A 15,737-nucleotide genomic window follows, 5' to 3' on the forward strand; every position below is an offset into this window, starting at 1 on the left:
GTTGGATGGGATGCCCGCCTAGGCGTGCCAGGCCCTGGCGATGGCCCCCACTGGATTGGTGGCCGGCAGTGAGACGCCTCCCGGCACCATTACGGGAGCGGGTGCCAGCTGGGGACGATACCCCTTGGGATAGCGCAGGCGATATGCGGTTCCGTACTTCGAGAAGGTGGCCTTTCTCAGCCTCTCCTCCGAGAGAAACGCCACAAACCACAGGGGCATGGCCTTGCTCGTCTTGACCTCGAGGATGTTGAGGCCCTGCGAAAGCACCGGCTCGCCCACATCTTCGGTGAGCGAAAGCGAGCTCCAACGGGCATGCACGCGCCTGTCAAACGTGAGCCTAAGATCGCGGTCCTCCGTGGAGAAAAACGCCTCCCTGTCGTAGGCGACGTAGGCCACGGGGAGAAGGCCGCCCTCGCGCGCAGCGGTTACGGCAAGCTCAAGCTCCACCTGCGTCCGTGGCTCGCGAAGGCATTGGCACAGGCCAAGGGCGTCGTCAAGCTCCATGGTGCAGCGACGCTTGTACACGACGCCGTCGCACTTCTTCTTGAGCTCGAGAAAGACCTTGTCATGCTCCCCTGCCGCACGGTAGCTGCGCACGCGAACCTTCTCCTTGTAGAGCGGATGCCCCAGGGAGCGGCGGGCGAGAAGGAGCGTGGGTGTGTCCAGGTAGAGGTTGCGCACCGTAGAGGGGCCGAACTCGTCGGGCGCAACGTGCGCGGATATGAGGCGCTCCAGGCGGAAGCGCTGCGCATCGGTGAGAAGGTACTTGGCCTCCGTGCGCTTGAAGACCATCTGGACGTGCACCGAAGCCTGACCAGGAGACGGCAGTGCTACCTGCGATGTGATCATGCGCCACCTCCCGCATCCCGCCTTGCGCTTCGATTGCATAGCAACAATCTACGAGGTGGGACTTAAAGCGAGCTTGAGCAGCGGACCCCCGCGCCGCAATGGCACGAGGGTCCGACAACGTTGTTGGTTTGCTGAAAGGGACGTGGGCCGGCGCCGGTGACGCAAAGGCCGACGCGCTACGCCTGTGGCGCCTCGCCAGTCGTGAGGACGTGCGCAAGCGCCGCCTCGTCAAGCACCGGCACGCCGAGTGACTGGGCCTTTGTGAGCTTCGAGCCGGCGGAGGCGCCCGCCACAACGAAACTCGTGCGCTTGGAGACCGAGCCCGACACCTTGGCGCCCATGGCCTTGAGCTGGGCTCCCGCTTCGTCGCGGGTGTAGTTCTCAAGCGTCCCCGTGAGCACGAAGGTAAGACCCGCAAGCGTCTGCGGGCGCTCGGGTGCCGTGACCCGCTCTTCCAGGACCACCCCCGCCTCTCGCAGGCGCTCGAGCACAGCGGAGTTTTCCGACACCGAGAAGAACTCGCGCACGGAGGCTGCGATCTTTGGGCCGATGCCGTCGATAGCCGCAATCTCGCCCTCGCCCGCCGCCATGAGCGCCTGGAGCGAGCCAAAGTGACGCGCGAGAAGCCCGGCGACGTTTGCGCCCACGTGGCGGATGCCCAGACCAAAGAGGACGCGCGCAAGGCCGCGAGAGCGAGACTCGTCCACCTGTGCCATGACCTTCTCGGCGATGGTGCGGCCGACAAGAATGTCCTCGCCCTCCGTGTGGTCCTTGTTGCTCGTCTCATAGGCGCGGCCGGTGGGGGTTGCCGCCAGCGCGTCAACGGTGAGCTTGTCGTAGTAGTCTGCGACATCGGTGAGTGTGCCCTGCTCCACAAGGCGCCCTACCAGCTCGTCTCCCAGGCCATCGATGTCCATGGCGTTGCGGCTGCCCCAGTGGATGAGGCGCTCGACGGCCTGGGCCGGGCAGTCGATGGAGACGCAGCGATACGCCACCTCGCCCTCCTCGCGCACCACGGGGCTCCCGCAGCTGGGGCAGTGCGTGGGCATCTGGAACTCCTGGGAGCCTGCGGGGCGAAGCTCGAGCACGGGCCCCACGACCTCGGGAATCACGTCACCAGCCTTGTGCACCACAATCGTGTCTCCCACACGCACGTTCTTGCGGCGGATCTCGTCGATGTTGTGGAGCGTGGCACGCGCGATGGTGGAGCCGGCCACGCTCACGGGGTCAAACTCGGCAACGGGCGTGAGCACGCCGGTGCGCCCCACCTGGATGCGGATGTCACGCAGCACCGTGCGCCTTTCCTCCGGCGGGAACTTGAACGCGATGGACCAGCGCGGCGCGCGGGCGGTAAAGCCCAGCGCCGCCTGACTCGCGAAAGAGTCAACCTTCACCACGACGCCGTCAATGTCGTAGTCGAGGTCCTCCCGGTGCGCCAGCGCCGTGGCGCAGAAGTCGTGCACCTCGGCCGCGCAGGTGCAGCGGCGCGCGTTGGGGTTCACATGGAAGCCACAGCTAGAGAGCCAATGCAGGAACTCCCATTGGCTTGTCACCGAGAGGGGCGACTCGTCTGCCACGGCGTAGATGAAGGTTTCGAGGTCGCGGTGGGCCGTGATCTTGGGGTCTTTCTGGCGAAGGCTGCCGGCGGCGGCGTTCCTCGGGTTGGCAAAGGGCTCACGGCCAGCAGCGTCGGCAGCCTCGTTGAGACGGGCGAACGAGCGCTTGGGCATGTAGACCTCGCCACGGACCTCGATCGAGCGCCCGAGGCCGGCGCCTGCCACGCGAGAGAGGCCCTCGGACGCAAGGGCACGGGGCACGTCGTGGACGGTGAGGACGTTTGCCGTGACATTCTCGCCCACGGTGCCGTCACCGCGGGTTGCCGCGCGCACAAGCTGGGCGTCCGTATAGGTGAGTGCCACGCCCAGGCCGTCAATCTTGAGCTCGCAGGTGTAGGCGACGGGGTTCTCGGGCGTGGATCCCAGCGCCTCGTCGGTACGGGCGAGCCACTCGTCCAGCTCGTCCAGGTTCATGGCATCGTCGATGGAGTACATGCGGCTGGCGTGGCGCACGGGCTCGAACTGCTCCGAGACATAGCCACCCACGCGCTGGGTGTAAGAGTCGGGCGTGACCAGCTCGGGGTGGGCCCTCTCGAGGGCGAGCAGCTCCTGGAGGTGGCGGTCGAACTGGGCGTCTGTCATCTCCGGCGCGTCAAGCGCGTAGTAGGCGTAGGCGGCGTGGCTGAGGATGCGATTGAGCTCGGCCGCGCGGGCGCGCGGCGTGCGCGCGGGAGTCGGAGCGCTTGCGCTGACATCAGCATCGACATCGCCGAAGGGCGACCCTTGCGCTCTCGGCACGTCCACGTCGTTCTCGCTGGTCTTCTCAGCCATGCTTTCCCCTCTCGTACTCGGAAGCCACTACGAAAGGGTAGCGCAAACGCGAGACGGAATTTGGGGCCACGGCTTTTGGGACGTCGCCTGGGCTTGCAGAACGTTCGAATCGCACCTGGCTAGGCGAGAGCGGCCACCGAGGGCGACATGAGTCCCGTGGCCGATACACATTCGGACCCGAATGTGTATCCCGCGCAGGTCGGTACAGATTCGGGCAACGAATGTGTACCGTTTGCTTGTCTACAGGCTCGGAAATGAGTTACACGCTCCGCGTACGCCTTCGCATGCACCAATAGAAAGAGAGCCAGAGGACATAGCCTCTGGCCTGCGAGCTTGTGGTGGGGGTTAGAAGATTTGAACTTCCAATCTTCCGCGTCAGAGATTCCTTTCGCTCGTCGTGCGATCTCAAGCCTACCATCGCTGCCAGAGGGAACCGCGCACGAGCCCCCACTCCATCGTTCCGAATTGTCAGGCCTCGCCCACCGCCCAGCTACAGCAGCACCTGTCGCATAGCACTACGGGGCGTATACTATTTCGCGATATTGACTAATTTTTGTTTTGCGTAATAGGAGCGCATCTATGAAGCTAATACAACGCACGGCATACCTGGACAGGCTCCGGAATGTCGTGGGCACCCCAGACATCAAGGTAATCACGGGCGTGCGTCGCAGCGGCAAGTCGAAGCTCATGGAGGCCTTGGCTCATTGCGCCGGCGAGACCATCCCAAGTGCAAACATCATCCAAGTCAACTTCAACCTGATTGAGTTCGAGGGGCTCCTCGAATATCACGCGCTCAATGAATGCATCGAGTCGCAATACCGTCCCGACGCCGAGAACATCGTCTTCATCGACGAGGTGCAGATGTGCGAGGGATTCGAGAAATGCATCAACAGCCTCCACGCCTCGGGGCGCTATGACATCTGCGTCACGGGATCGAACGCTTTCCTGCTCTCGAGCGACCTAGCCACGCTGTTCACGGGACGCACCTTCGAGTTGGAGGTGTTTCCCTTCTCCCTCGCCGAATTTCGCGAATACTACGAGCTCACGGATGTTGACGAAGCTTTCGACCGCTACGTGCGCGAAGGGGGCATGGCCGGCTCGTACCCCTACACGTCCGAAGCCGACCGATACAAATACGTGGCAGATGTGTTCGATACGCTCGTCCTACGTGACATACGACAGAAGTATCGCATCCGCAACGTGCAGCAGCTCGAGAGGCTCTGCGACTTCATGATGGACAACGTCGGGAACGTTACCTCGATACGAAACATCGCCAAGGCACTCGCGGCGAACGGCCTGAAGGTTTCCGACAAGACGATTGGCGCCTACCTCGGCTACCTCTGCAACTCCTACGCCTTCTACCGCGTGCGGCGCTACGACATCAGGGGGAAGCGCTACCTCGCATCAGGCGACAAGCACTACCTCGTCGACCAGTCGTTCAGGTACGCGAAGCGTGGCACCAAGAACATGGACTGGGGCCCCGTCTACGAGAATATCGTGGCCATCGAGCTCTTGCGTCGCGGTTATGAGGTCTACACGGGCGCCCTATACAAGAAGGAGGTCGACTTCGTTGCGCTGAGGCAGGGCGAGAAGGTCTACATCCAGGTGAGCGACGACCTCTCGAACGAGAGGACCTTCAGGAGGGAATGCGAGCCGCTCCTGCAGATACATGACGCCTATCCCAAGATGATCATCGCGAGGACGAGGCACTCCGAGTACGGCTACGAGGGGATACGCATCGTCGACATCGCCCGATGGCTGCTTGGGTAGGCGCACGGCAATGGTGGCAACCTTCCGCCATTACGCAAAACCGTATATTTTCACTATTGCGTAGTGGGTGGTTCAGCGACAATCGGGGACGGACTTTTCCGAAGACTGATTGCCAGGAACGTGGTCCAAATGCGGTCCAAAAGAAAACAGGCCAGAGGACATGGCCTCTGGCCTGCGAGCTTGTGGTGGGCGTTAGAAGATTTGGGCTTCTGGCCCCTTCCGTGTCAGGGAAGCGCCGGCTCACAGTCTCTCGATTGATCTTCGGCAGTTGGCGCTGACCTCGTTCACGATCTTCTGGCCTAGGGGCCGGAAGGCGGGCTCCACGCTCTCCACGGCATCTGCTTCTCGCGCGATTGCCCCCGGGAGCATGCCTGCCATAAGCTCGAACCTCTCGCAGAGGAGGCCGGCACCAATACCAAGCTCGTCGAGGTTGCCGTCGCGGACCATCTTTTCAACCTGCTCGCGTCCGACCATCCCGAAGCGATTCTCTCCTCCAATTGAGAGGGCTGCTCGCAGTGGCTTCCTTTTGCGCGGGGCAAGGCTTTCGTAGGCCGCAATGGTCGCGACGTCGTAGAGCGGCGCGAGCCTCATGTCTCCGGGAGCGATGTGGAGCAGCGAGTGGTTCTTTGCATGCGCGTCGGTAGCGCCAATCAGGTAGTTGAAGAAGAGATACAAGATGAATCGGTACGCGTTCTCGCGCGCGTTCGAGCCGGTCATTCGCATCAGGCGGAGTATGTCTGACGTCGTTGGGCCGCCCTGCTCGGCATACTTCGTCTGAGGTGGAACGCCGAGCGCCTGGCAGAGGTCCTCCTGGTGGATTCGCCTCACGGTGCCGTCAGGCATAGTGACCCTGTCGTATCGTCCGATGACTATCGCATGCTCGCTCCCGAAGCGACGGTACTCCACGTCCGCGACGGGCAAGCCGATTGTTCGCGCCACGCGCATCGATAGGTACTCGACAAGTGCCTGGCCCTCGTAACCTGCAACTCCCGGCTTGAGGATGTGAGTAGTGGCAGCAGATCCGGAGCACGCATACCACTTTCCTTCCCTCTCCCTGAGGGCAAACTTCGATTGGCACCCTCCGAGCGACCAGTGTCCCAGCGAACTGTCAACGTCTGTCCAAACGGAGGACATGTCAGCTTTCACTTCTCGGAGCCTCGCTTCAATCTCGGCATCCGTAAGCGCGACCAACCCGTCCGTGTCATCCGTGGCTGGCGGTTCGGCATTCTCCTCCAGAACCTGCACAGCTCCAGGACACTCCATGCCCACGACACCCAGAAGGCGGAACGGGTTCTCGCCCGAGACACCATACCTCGCTCCGATGGACGCGCGCGTGGAGGCCTCGTCGGGGAGAAGTCCCTGCAGGAAAGGACGGACAACCCGATTGCCATATCGCGCGAGGCCAACGGGCATGGACAGAGACAGCGGGACTCCGTCGTAGCCACGGTCGTAAGCAAACGAGATGGAGCCATGTGAGTCCTCGGTCAGGACCCCGCACCTGTTACCACCAACGAAGACCGCCTGCCTGTTGGCCCTCATCTCGTGTCCCCCCTCTCATCGAGTCGCCACTGATTGCCGAGGTCGTTCCAACCAGGCACGGCATACGAGCCATGGTTCGCGTCAGCGCCATCCGACTCGCCTATGAACATCGAGAGCCCGAGACAGTCGAGAATCCTAAGGAAGTGTCCCAAGCCCAGATTCTCGGACTCCCCCATCTCAAACGAGTACAGGCTTCGCGCGCTCACGCCCGCCTCCGTGGCAAGCTTCGCTCGCGAGAGGCCCTTGTCCTCGCGGGCCCTTCTGACAATGCTGCCCGCCAGTGCGCTGTTCGTGACCCTGTCATTCATAGCTCTCCGCCCTTCGCAATATCTTGCTATTCGCAATATATCGCGTATCGCATTATTTTGCGAATATTATCGTATAGAGATTTCAATCTCCGCATCGGAAGCCGCGAATTCCTCCAGAGATCATGTCTCACAAACGTGAACTGTCGCCAAAAGGGAGCAGGCCAGAGGAAACATCCTCTGGCCTGCGAATGAATGTATGGTGAGCATCAGAAGATTTGGGCTTCTGGCCTCTTCCGTGTCAGCCTGCCCGGGCTCCTGCGTCACGGCTGAGAACACCCTACGCCACGCGCGCCAGCAACCTGCCCGCGGGCGGCCTCCAGCGCACGGCGTCCCAGCTCGATGCAGCCGAGGACGCCCTGGTCGCCCCTGCAGCCGGCCTCCACGATGTAAGAGTCGATGTCCGCAAGCTCCGGCGTCACGAGGTAGCCGTTCAGATTTTCGAGGACCTTCTTGCGCACCAGCGGGAAGAGCTGTGTCTGCTTCATGACGCCACCGCCAAGCACGATGCGCTGCGGAGAGTAGCACAGCACGTAGGTCGAGATGCCCTCGGCAAGGTAGGTGCTCTCAAGCTCCCATACCTCCGGGCGACCTGCCAGCTCGAAGCCTTTCTTGCCCCAGCGGTGCTCGATGGAGGGGCCGGCGGCCAAGCCCTCAAGGCAGCGGTCATGATACGGGCACACGCAGTTGCCCTCATCACCAGGCTGGACCTCAAGCAGGATGTGGCCTGCCTCGGGGTGGAGCATGCCGTGCAAGAGTCGGCCTCCCACCATCACGCCTGCACCGATGCCGGTGCCAATCGTAAGGTAGACTACCGTGTCGAGCCCCTTGCACGAGCCATACGTGACCTCGCCCAGGCACGCAGCATTGACGTCCGTGTCATATCCAATGGGAATGCCCAGGGACTCGAAGGCGCTCAGGAGGTCGAAGTGGCACCATGCGGTCTTGGGGGTATCGAGGATCTTGCCGTAGCTGGGAAGCGATGGGTTCACGCCGGTGGGGCCAAACGCGCCAATGCCAAGGGCATCAACATTGTGGGAGCCAAACCACTCGACCATGCGACCAACGCAGTCATGGGGACCTCCGGTGGGAATCTCCTCGTGCTCGGTCACCTTGCCGTCTGGCGTCCCCACAGAGAGGATCATCTTGGTTCCACCCGCCTCGAGCGCGCCGATTCTTGCCATAAGTGCTCCCCCGTTCGTCCCGTGGCAAGGCGCAGCACCAAGCGCCAGCCAAATTAGACATATCTAGTCTACAAGAATAAGGGCCTCGCGGCACAATGCCAGCGAGACCCTTGAACGGCATGTACTTCTAGGCGAGGAACGCCTCGGGCGAGAAAACCAGGGCCCTCGCAGGCGAGACCTTCGCCCTAGGCGACGGAGGCCTCGTAGCCAGCGTCCTTCACGGCTGCGACAAGCGCGTCGTCCGTCACGGTGGGGTCTGCCTCGACAACAGCGTCCTTGCCCTTGAGCGAGACCTTGACCGAGCTCACGCCCGGAACCCCCTCGAGAGCCTTGGTCACATGGGCGACACAGTGCTCGCACATCATGCCCTCAACGTTAAGCTTCTTCTCCATAGCATTGCTCCTCTCGCTGTTAGCCGCATCTGTGGCGGCTACGTTACTGGTCTCGGCCGTATTCGCGGCATCGTACACCACGGTAGCCGGAATTGCCTTGTCGTTGGCGGACGCGACATCCCCCTCGCTTGCCCGGCTGGGCTTCCAGGCAAAGAGCCTGAGCGCGTTAGAGACCACAAACACGGACGAGAAGCCCATTGCGGCCGCCCCCACCATGGGGTTGAGCGTCACGCCCAGAGGCGAGAGCACGCCCATGGCCACAGGGATGCAGATCGCGTTGTAGAACAGCGCCCAAAACAGGTTCTGGCGAATGTCTCGCATGGTGGCATGGGAGAGCTCGATGGCGGTTGCCACGTCAGCCGGGTCGGAGTGCATGAGCACCACGTCTGCCGAGCTGATGGCCACATCGGTACCAGCGCCAATGGCGATGCCCACGTCCGCCCTGGCAAGCGCGGGGGCATCGTTGATGCCGTCGCCCACCATGGCCACCTTGCGGCCCTCGCCCTGGAGCTCGCGAACCTTCTGCTCCTTCTGGCTGGGCAGCACACCGGCCACGACCTCGTCGACACCCACCTGGCGCGCCACGGCCTCGGCGGTCTTTGCCTGGTCGCCCGTGAGCATAACGGTGCGCACGCCCATGTGGCGCAGGCGCGCCACGGCAGAGGCCGAGGTTGGCTTCACGACGTCGGCAACGCCGAGAAGGCCCAACACGCGACCATCACGAGCAAAGTAGAGCGGCGTCTTTGCCTGCGCCGCAAGTTCGTCCGCCTGCGGCGCGAGCGCCGAGACGTCCACGCCAGCCGAGGCCATGAGGCGGGCGTTGCCTGCGATTGCGGGGAACCCGTCGACCGTCGCGCGCACGCCACTACCCGCGACCTGCTGGAAGCCCGTTGCGTCCACGCCCTTGTCGGCACCTGCGTTCGACTCGTCCACGTAGTCGCAGACGGCCTGCGCCAGCGGATGCTCGCTCTTGCGCTCGAGCACTGCGGCAACGCGCGCCAGCTCCCCCTCGCCCACCCCTGCAGCAAGGCGGACGTCGGTCACGCGAGGCTTGCCCTCGGTGATGGTACCGGTCTTGTCGAGCACCACGGTATCGAGGTCGCACGCGCCCTCCAGTGCCTCGGCGCTCTTGATGAGGATGCCCACCTTGGCACCACGCTCCGTGCCCACCATGATTGCCGTGGGCGTGGCAAGGCCCAGAGCGCAGGGGCAGGAGATGACCAGGACGGAGACGGCATGGTTGAACGCCGTCGCGAAGTCCGCGGGGGCGAAGATGGCAATCCATCCCAGGAAGGTGACGGCTGCTATTGCCATGACCACGGGAACAAAGACACCCGCGATCTTGTCAGCCTGACGCTCGATGGGCGCCTTGGAGCCCGTGGCCTCGTCCACGAGGCGGATGATGCTCGCAAGCGCCGTGTCATCGCCCACGGCCGTAGCCTCCATGGCAAACCAGCCGCGCTGGCTCACGGTGGCACCGGTCACGCGGTCTCCCACGCCCTTCTCGGCAGGTACCGGCTCGCCGGTGATGGCAGACTCGTCAATCGAGGCAGAGCCCTCACGGATGACGCCGTCGACCGGTACGGACTCGCCGGCGCGCACCACCACGATGTCGCCTACGCGCACCTCGTCGGTGGGCACCTCGACCTCCTCGTCGCCGCGGCGAACGCGGGCCGTCTTGGGCGCGAGGTCCATGAGCGCACTGATCGCCGAGGTCGTCTTGCCCTTGGCACGGGCCTCGAAGTACTTGCCCAGCGTGATGAGCACGAGGATGGTGCCGGCCGAGTCAAAGTACAGCGAGTGCATCATGGCGTAGTGCGCGGTCTCGAGGTCCATGGCGCCAAGCGCCAGCGCCATCTGGTAGACGCCAACCAGGCTGTAGGCATAGCTTGCGGCAGAGCCAATGGCGATGAGCGAATCCATGTTGGGCGAGAGGTGCGCCAGGGTCTTGAAGCCCATGGCAAAGTAGCCGCGGTTGACAAAGAGCACGCAGGTGGCGAGAAGCAGCTGCGTCACCGCGGATGCCATCATGCCCTGCATGCCGTCGAGCCCGGGAACCTCAGGCCAGCCGAGCATGGGACCCATGGCCAGGTAGAAGAGGGGCACGCCAAAGACGATGGACCAGATGAGCTGCCTCTGCTTTGCGTCGATGGCCTTCTGGGCGCCCTCCCGAGGGTCGACGAAAGACGCGCTCCTGGAGGCGTTGCCAACTGCTTGGCGCGGAGACGCGCCATAGCCCGCATCCTCGATTGCAGAGACAACCGCGGCTGCGGTCTTTGGGTCGCCGTCGTAGTCGAGCTCCATCGAGTTCTTGAGAAGGTTGACGTTGGCGTCGCTCACGCCGGGTACGCCTGATGCGGCCTTGCCAACCCTCGCCGAGCAGGCCGCGCAGGTCATGCCCGTAATGTCGAACGTTTGCTTCATCGTGCTTGCTTCCCTTCGCTGTTGCGTCCCTGGGAGCAGGGAGTTGCTGTGGTCTGGCCCTGCCTGCGGACAGGACTCACATGAACTTCTTGAAGAGGCGCATGACCTCGTCGACAACCTCGGTGTCGCCTGCCTGAATGTGCTCGACCACGCAGGTCTCAAGGTGGTCCTGCATGACCTCGCGACTCACGGCCCTCACCGCCGACTCGACGGCGGCGAGCTGGGTCAGGACGTCACCGCAGTAGCGGTCCTCCTCCACCATCGCCTTGATGCCGTTGAGCTGTCCGATGGCTCGGTTGATGCGGCAGGTGACGTCGTGTTTGAGCTCCTCGGAGCGTGGCGTCTGCTTCTTGTGGCAGCACTCTTTGGCGTCCTGGGCGGCAGATAGCTCTACCCGGGCATCTGATGGTTCCATTTGAGACTCCCCTCTTGCTAGAGTCCGTCGCACATACCCCTCATGGGCATCTATCACTGCGTACAATATACCCCTCATGGGTATGAATCAACCATGACGGCGGTGGATTGTGGAGGGGTTGGCAGCAAGCCGCCTGATCCGTGACGGGTTTGAGAGGGGCGCGGCGGGAGGGTGCGCTTGGCGTACGCAGGATGGGCTTTTGTTGCCAAGGTAGGGTCTTGGGGGCTCCCCCCTGGCAAAAGGCCTGGATTGTGCGTACGCACCACCAAGGGTTTCTGGCGTCCCAGTCGGGTTTCCCCAGTTGGGCGAGAAGGCCATGGCAGCACTTCGGGGTTGTGCGTACGCACGACCGAACTTCTCTGCCACAAAAGGCCTCTTGAGCCACCTATTTGGCGGAAGGTCTTACGTATGCGTACGCATAATAGCCTCTTCTTGCCTCATCAGGAATCCTGGAACATCCTCTCGGCAGAAAGACGTACTCGTGCGTACGCACGGCACGGCATAGCTGCCCTCGACGACACCCAGGCACCCACCCGCTACTCCACCGAATCCGGCTCGACGGCGTTGTCGGAATCCCCCTCATCCGCACGCACCTGCGCGGCCTGCTCGAAGGCAGCCTTCATGGTCTTGTTCCCGCGAGTCAAGCGCCTAATGGTGAGGTCCTCGGCTTTGTTATTGGCCAGACGAAGCTGGTTCTCGGACTTGGTGAGACTCTCCTTCACCTTCTGGAGTGACGCAATGGAGCGGTCAATCTGCTCGATTGCCTCGCCAAAGCGCTTGGAGGCCTGCTCGTAGTTATGCCCAAAGCCCTGCTTGAACTTCTCGAGCTTCTCCTCGAAGTTGGTGACGTCGAGGTTCTGCTGCCGCACCTCGGCAAGCTCGCGCCGAGCGGAGACGGCATTCAGGCCCGCGTTTCTCAGCAGGCTAATGATGGGCAGGAAGAACTGCGGCCGTACCACGTACATCTTGGGATAGCGATACGAGACGTCCACGATGCCCGCATTGTACAGCTCGCTCTCGGGCTCGAGCGTGGAGACGAGAACCGCATACTCGCAGTGCTTGTTACGGCGGTCGCGGTCGAGCTTGGCAAGGTGGTCCTCGTTACGTTTGCGGTTGACGGAGCTGTCGTCCTCGTTCTTCATATCAAACATTATCGAGACAATCTCGGTACCGGACTCGTCGCACTCCCTAAAGACGTAGTCGCCCTTGCTGCCATCGACCACATCGTTGTCCTTGTGGAACTCCGCGCGCGGGAAGGCCATCATGCGCACCTTGTTGAACTCGGACTCGCAGTGCTGCTCGAGAGTCTCGCCGATGAGCTTGACCGAAAGGCGCGAGCGCTGGTTCTTGATGCGCTCGATCTCGTCTTCGCGGTCGCGGATCTCCTGGTCCTTGTACTTCTCCTGCTCGACCAGTCGCTGGTTGAGAACGGCGATCTCTTGATCCTTCTTGGCCGAGACCTCCTGAACCCGGGACTGCAGCTCCACCAGGTGCTTGTCACGTTCGGCGGTGGCACGGGTCACAGCAAGCTCCTGCGCACCCTTGGCCTGCGCCTCCTGAGAGCGAAGCTGCTCGGTGAGGCGAGCTATCGAGGCGTCCCTCTCGGCAAGCTGGGCACGCAGGTCCCCCTCGGCCTTGGCGCGCACCGCCTCCACCGAAGCAGCCTCGCGCTGCTCCAGAAGGGTGCGCTGCTCGTCAAGCTGACGCTTGAACTCGGCATCGCGGACCTGTTGCAGGATCTGCGCGTAGCCCGCCTCGTCTACCTGGAAGACCTTTCCGCAGTTAGGGCACTTTACCTCAGCCATGGGACCTCCTCTTGGCGATACTCCTGAGTAAAGGTTACACGCCTCGCGCGACACAAATAGGTGCAACGGAAAGACGCGGCGGGAGCCACAGGGCCCCGCCGCGCTTGCCAAATGCCTTGGATCGTTCCTGGCAGGCTATGCTACCCAGCCGCCAGCTGAGACGACCGTTGCGTCACCATCTGCGCCGTCCGCCATATAGTTGGCCCCGGCGCCGGTGGCATAGGAGCCGGTGGAGTCCTGGCGCTGCTGCAGGCGCTCCTCGATCCACTGCTCGAGCTCGTCCTGCGTCGTGGTGCCGTTGGTGCCGATACCGTTGCCGTTAAGACCATGGCTGTTGTCGGTGGTGCCATTCGTCGAGGTGGAATCCTGCTGTTCGCGCTCTGCCTGCAGCACCTCGTCGGAGCCCAGCGTCACGGTGACGTCCTTGGTCTCGGTGCCACGCACAACCGTCACGGTGACGGTATCGCCAATGTCATGCGAGCGAACCGCGAGGACCATGCCGTCTGCGGAGGTGATCTCTTCGCCGTCCATGGCAACGATGATGTCGCCCCGTTCGATGCCAGCCTGGTCGGCGGGACCGCCTGAGACAACCTCGGCCACGTAGGCACCCTGGTTCACGGACAGGCCGTTAGAGCGTGCGTTCTGGGCGTTCACGGTCTGCATCGAGAGGCCAACGTAGGCGTGCGTGACCTTCCCGCCGTTGATGATCTCGTTAGCGATCTCGACGGCGTAGTTGCCCGGGATGGCAAAGCCAATGCCCGCGAAGGACTCGGTACTGGACGAGTAAAGCGTGCTGATGCCCACAAGCTGGCCCTGGTCGTTCACGAGCGCGCCGCCGGAGTTGCCGGGGTTGATGGCTGCATCAACCTGGATGAGGTTGGTGTAGATGGTATCGCCCGAGCTGGACTGCAGGAGCTCGTTGCGATACAGGGCGGAGACGATGCCCTCGGAGACGGACTGGTCGAGGCCAAAGGGGCTGCCGATGGTCATGACCCAAGAGCCCACGTTAAGCTTGGAGGAATCGCCTATCTCGATGGGCGTCACGGAGTCGCCGTTAAGGTCTGCCTTGATGACGGCAAGGTCGGAAGAGGAATCGGAGCCAACAACGCTGGCCTCGTAGCTCTTGCCGCCTATCGTCACGCTGATTGAGGTGGCACCATCGATTACGTGGTAGTTCGTGATGATGTTGCCGTCGGCGTCGAGAATGACGCCAGAGCCAAGGCCTGAGCCGTCGTCATAGGTGACGTTCACCGAGGCCACGGAGGGCATGGCCTTGGCGGCCACGGCCTCGGCTGTCGATGCCGAGGTGTCGCTCGACGTGATGCTGATGGTGCTGCTGCTCGAGGTAGAGCTGCCCAAGGAGGGGCTGGTGCCGGTCGAGGGGGACTTGTCAAAGGTGCCGGCAAGGGTCAGCGCCAGCACGAGTGCAAGCGCTGCCACGACGCCAGAGAGGGCACCGGCGACGATGGGCTTGCCCAGGCCGCCCTTCTTGTCGTTGCCCGGCTTACCGCCACTTCCATCGGCAGCGCTTGGAGGATAGGCCGCACCCCCGCCGCCGTAATTCGCGTAGTCATGGGCCTGCGTCGGCCGTGCCTGTGTGGGCTGGGAGCCCTGATTCTGCTGAGGGTCCGAGCCCACGCCCGTCATGCCCTCGTCGGGTTCGCCCGCGGAAAAGTCTGCCATGGAAACGTCCCACCCTTCGTCTGTGGCGGCCTGGCGGGCCGTCCTATGTACGTCTGTGAATGTACCCCGATACGCGAGAGGGACCACATCCGGCACCGCATCCCCACGTCCGCGTGACAAGGCTTTTGTGTTCCTGAAACCCAGGGCACAATCCACGTCCTTCTCGCCCCAGTGCATAAAAGGAGCTGCCCTTTGGCAGCCCCGGCGACCAGTCAGTGATACGGTTCACGCGGGCAACGCCTACACACGGAAAAGATAGCCTACGCCACGGATGGTTACGATGTGGGCAGCGACCTGCGGACCAACCTTGGAGCGCACGCGACGGATGTGAACGTCGACCGTGCGGGTGCCGCCACAGTACTCAAAGCCCCACACGCGGTGAAGCAGCGTCTCGCGCGAGTACGCACGCGACGGGTGCGTGGCCAAAAACGAGAGGAGCGAGTACTCCATGAGCGTGAGGTCAACGGGCTTCTCGTCAATGTAGACCTGATACGTGGCCAGATTAATGGTCATGTTGTCGACGGTCACGATGTCTGCCGGCGCACTCTCCTCACCTGGCCACAGCAGAAGCGAGCAGCGCACCTCAAGCTCATCGACGCCAGCCGTGGAGAGGATGAAATCGTTCTTGCCCTGTGTGGGCATGCGCATGGTGGCAAGCTTGTCAGGATCTTGCACCAGAAGCATTGGGATGAAGCCGTTGTCGGCAACAAATGAATCCACGGCGCCCAGCGTATCTTGGGACATGCCATCAGCATCCAGGATGACAAGATCAAACTCATGCCCGGAAGAGACGGCCTGCGAGAAGGTCTCCTCGTTCGCAAGGGCGATGGAAACGTCGATTGCATGAGAGAGTTCGCGCATGCGATCGTGCAGACGTGTGGTACCAGATATGAGCAGGATGTTCTTGTGATGCACGCTAGCCCCCTGCCGGTTGTGCCATAGCTATTGCAGCTTGTCTCGCATAAAATCCATCAACCAGAGTAG

11 protein-coding genes are annotated in these 15,737 nt (G+C 62.7%); 1 reads left to right on the forward strand and 10 read right to left on the reverse strand.

The annotated features are described in order from the left end of the window. Positions 1 to 18: 18 nt before the first annotated feature. Positions 19 to 849 carry a VTC domain-containing protein gene (locus tag ACO59D_RS08200; protein WP_485126565.1) on the reverse strand — a complete coding sequence of 277 codons (831 nt, stop codon included), beginning with the start codon at positions 847 to 849 and terminating at the stop codon, positions 19 to 21. Positions 850 to 1,025: 176 nt separating this feature from the next. After that, entirely contained in the window at positions 1,026 to 3,236 is a 2,211-nt protein-coding gene (ligA, locus tag ACO59D_RS08205; protein WP_485126566.1) for an NAD-dependent DNA ligase LigA, read from the reverse strand. Between the two features lie 579 nt (positions 3,237 to 3,815). On the opposite strand from ligA, the gene ACO59D_RS08210 reads away from it, so the two are divergent. Beyond that, positions 3,816 to 5,006, forward strand: a complete 1,191-nt coding sequence (locus tag ACO59D_RS08210; protein ID WP_485126567.1) for an ATP-binding protein — start codon at positions 3,816 to 3,818, stop codon at positions 5,004 to 5,006. Positions 5,007 to 5,246: 240 nt separating this feature from the next. Here the strand turns inward: ACO59D_RS08210 and ACO59D_RS08215 are convergent, their stop codons facing one another. The 8 genes from ACO59D_RS08215 to ACO59D_RS08250 form a co-directional block, all read right to left on the reverse strand. Beyond that, the gene (locus ACO59D_RS08215; protein ID WP_485126568.1) at positions 5,247 to 6,545 is read right to left on the reverse strand and encodes a type II toxin-antitoxin system HipA family toxin; all 1,299 of its coding nucleotides are present in this window, start codon (positions 6,543 to 6,545) and stop codon (positions 5,247 to 5,249) included. Next, complete coding sequence (locus ACO59D_RS08220; protein ID WP_485126569.1) at positions 6,542 to 6,853, reverse strand: helix-turn-helix domain-containing protein; 312 nt, start codon at positions 6,851 to 6,853, stop codon at positions 6,542 to 6,544. Before ACO59D_RS08220 ends, ACO59D_RS08215 begins: the two co-directional genes overlap by 4 nt. 260 nt (positions 6,854 to 7,113) lie before the next feature. After that, complete coding sequence (locus ACO59D_RS08225; protein WP_485126570.1) at positions 7,114 to 8,034, reverse strand: ROK family protein; 921 nt, start codon at positions 8,032 to 8,034, stop codon at positions 7,114 to 7,116. Between the two features lie 185 nt (positions 8,035 to 8,219). Beyond that, the gene (locus tag ACO59D_RS08230; RefSeq protein WP_485126571.1) at positions 8,220 to 10,850 is read right to left on the reverse strand and encodes a heavy metal translocating P-type ATPase; all 2,631 of its coding nucleotides are present in this window, start codon (positions 10,848 to 10,850) and stop codon (positions 8,220 to 8,222) included. A 76-nt stretch (positions 10,851 to 10,926) separates the two neighbouring features. Then, a complete protein-coding gene (locus ACO59D_RS08235; RefSeq protein WP_485126572.1) occupies positions 10,927 to 11,265 on the reverse strand; it encodes a metal-sensing transcriptional repressor in 339 nt (112 codons plus the stop codon). A 536-nt stretch (positions 11,266 to 11,801) separates the two neighbouring features. Continuing rightward, a complete protein-coding gene (locus tag ACO59D_RS08240) occupies positions 11,802 to 13,070 on the reverse strand; it encodes a DUF2130 domain-containing protein (protein WP_485126573.1) in 1,269 nt (422 codons plus the stop codon). 135 nt (positions 13,071 to 13,205) lie between these two features. Then, the gene (locus ACO59D_RS08245) at positions 13,206 to 14,753 is read right to left on the reverse strand and encodes a S1C family serine protease (RefSeq protein WP_485126574.1); all 1,548 of its coding nucleotides are present in this window, start codon (positions 14,751 to 14,753) and stop codon (positions 13,206 to 13,208) included. Between the two features lie 240 nt (positions 14,754 to 14,993). Beyond that, entirely contained in the window at positions 14,994 to 15,668 is a 675-nt protein-coding gene (locus ACO59D_RS08250; protein WP_130810516.1) for a winged helix-turn-helix transcriptional regulator, read from the reverse strand. Positions 15,669 to 15,737: the final 69 nt, after the last annotated feature.

It is taken from the genome of Tractidigestivibacter sp. (assembly GCF_057241865.1).

Bases quoted from the DNA above. Each gene is read 5' to 3' on its own strand.
- ACO59D_RS08210 (WP_485126567.1), top strand. From the start codon at position 3,816: ATGAAGCTAATACAACGCACGGCATACCTGGACAGGCTCCGGAATGTC.
- ACO59D_RS08215 (WP_485126568.1), bottom strand. From the start codon at position 6,545: ATGAGGGCCAACAGGCAGGCGGTCTTCGTTGGTGGTAACAGGTGCGGG.
- ACO59D_RS08200 (WP_485126565.1), bottom strand. From the start codon at position 849: ATGATCACATCGCAGGTAGCACTGCCGTCTCCTGGTCAGGCTTCGGTG.
- ACO59D_RS08235 (WP_485126572.1), bottom strand. From the start codon at position 11,265: ATGGAACCATCAGATGCCCGGGTAGAGCTATCTGCCGCCCAGGACGCC.
- ACO59D_RS08225 (WP_485126570.1), bottom strand. From the start codon at position 8,034: ATGGCAAGAATCGGCGCGCTCGAGGCGGGTGGAACCAAGATGATCCTC.
- ACO59D_RS08245 (WP_485126574.1), bottom strand. From the start codon at position 14,753: ATGGCAGACTTTTCCGCGGGCGAACCCGACGAGGGCATGACGGGCGTG.
- ACO59D_RS08230 (WP_485126571.1), bottom strand. From the start codon at position 10,850: ATGAAGCAAACGTTCGACATTACGGGCATGACCTGCGCGGCCTGCTCG.
- ACO59D_RS08240 (WP_485126573.1), bottom strand. From the start codon at position 13,070: ATGGCTGAGGTAAAGTGCCCTAACTGCGGAAAGGTCTTCCAGGTAGAC.
- ligA (WP_485126566.1), bottom strand. From the start codon at position 3,236: ATGGCTGAGAAGACCAGCGAGAACGACGTGGACGTGCCGAGAGCGCAA.
- ACO59D_RS08220 (WP_485126569.1), bottom strand. From the start codon at position 6,853: ATGAATGACAGGGTCACGAACAGCGCACTGGCGGGCAGCATTGTCAGA.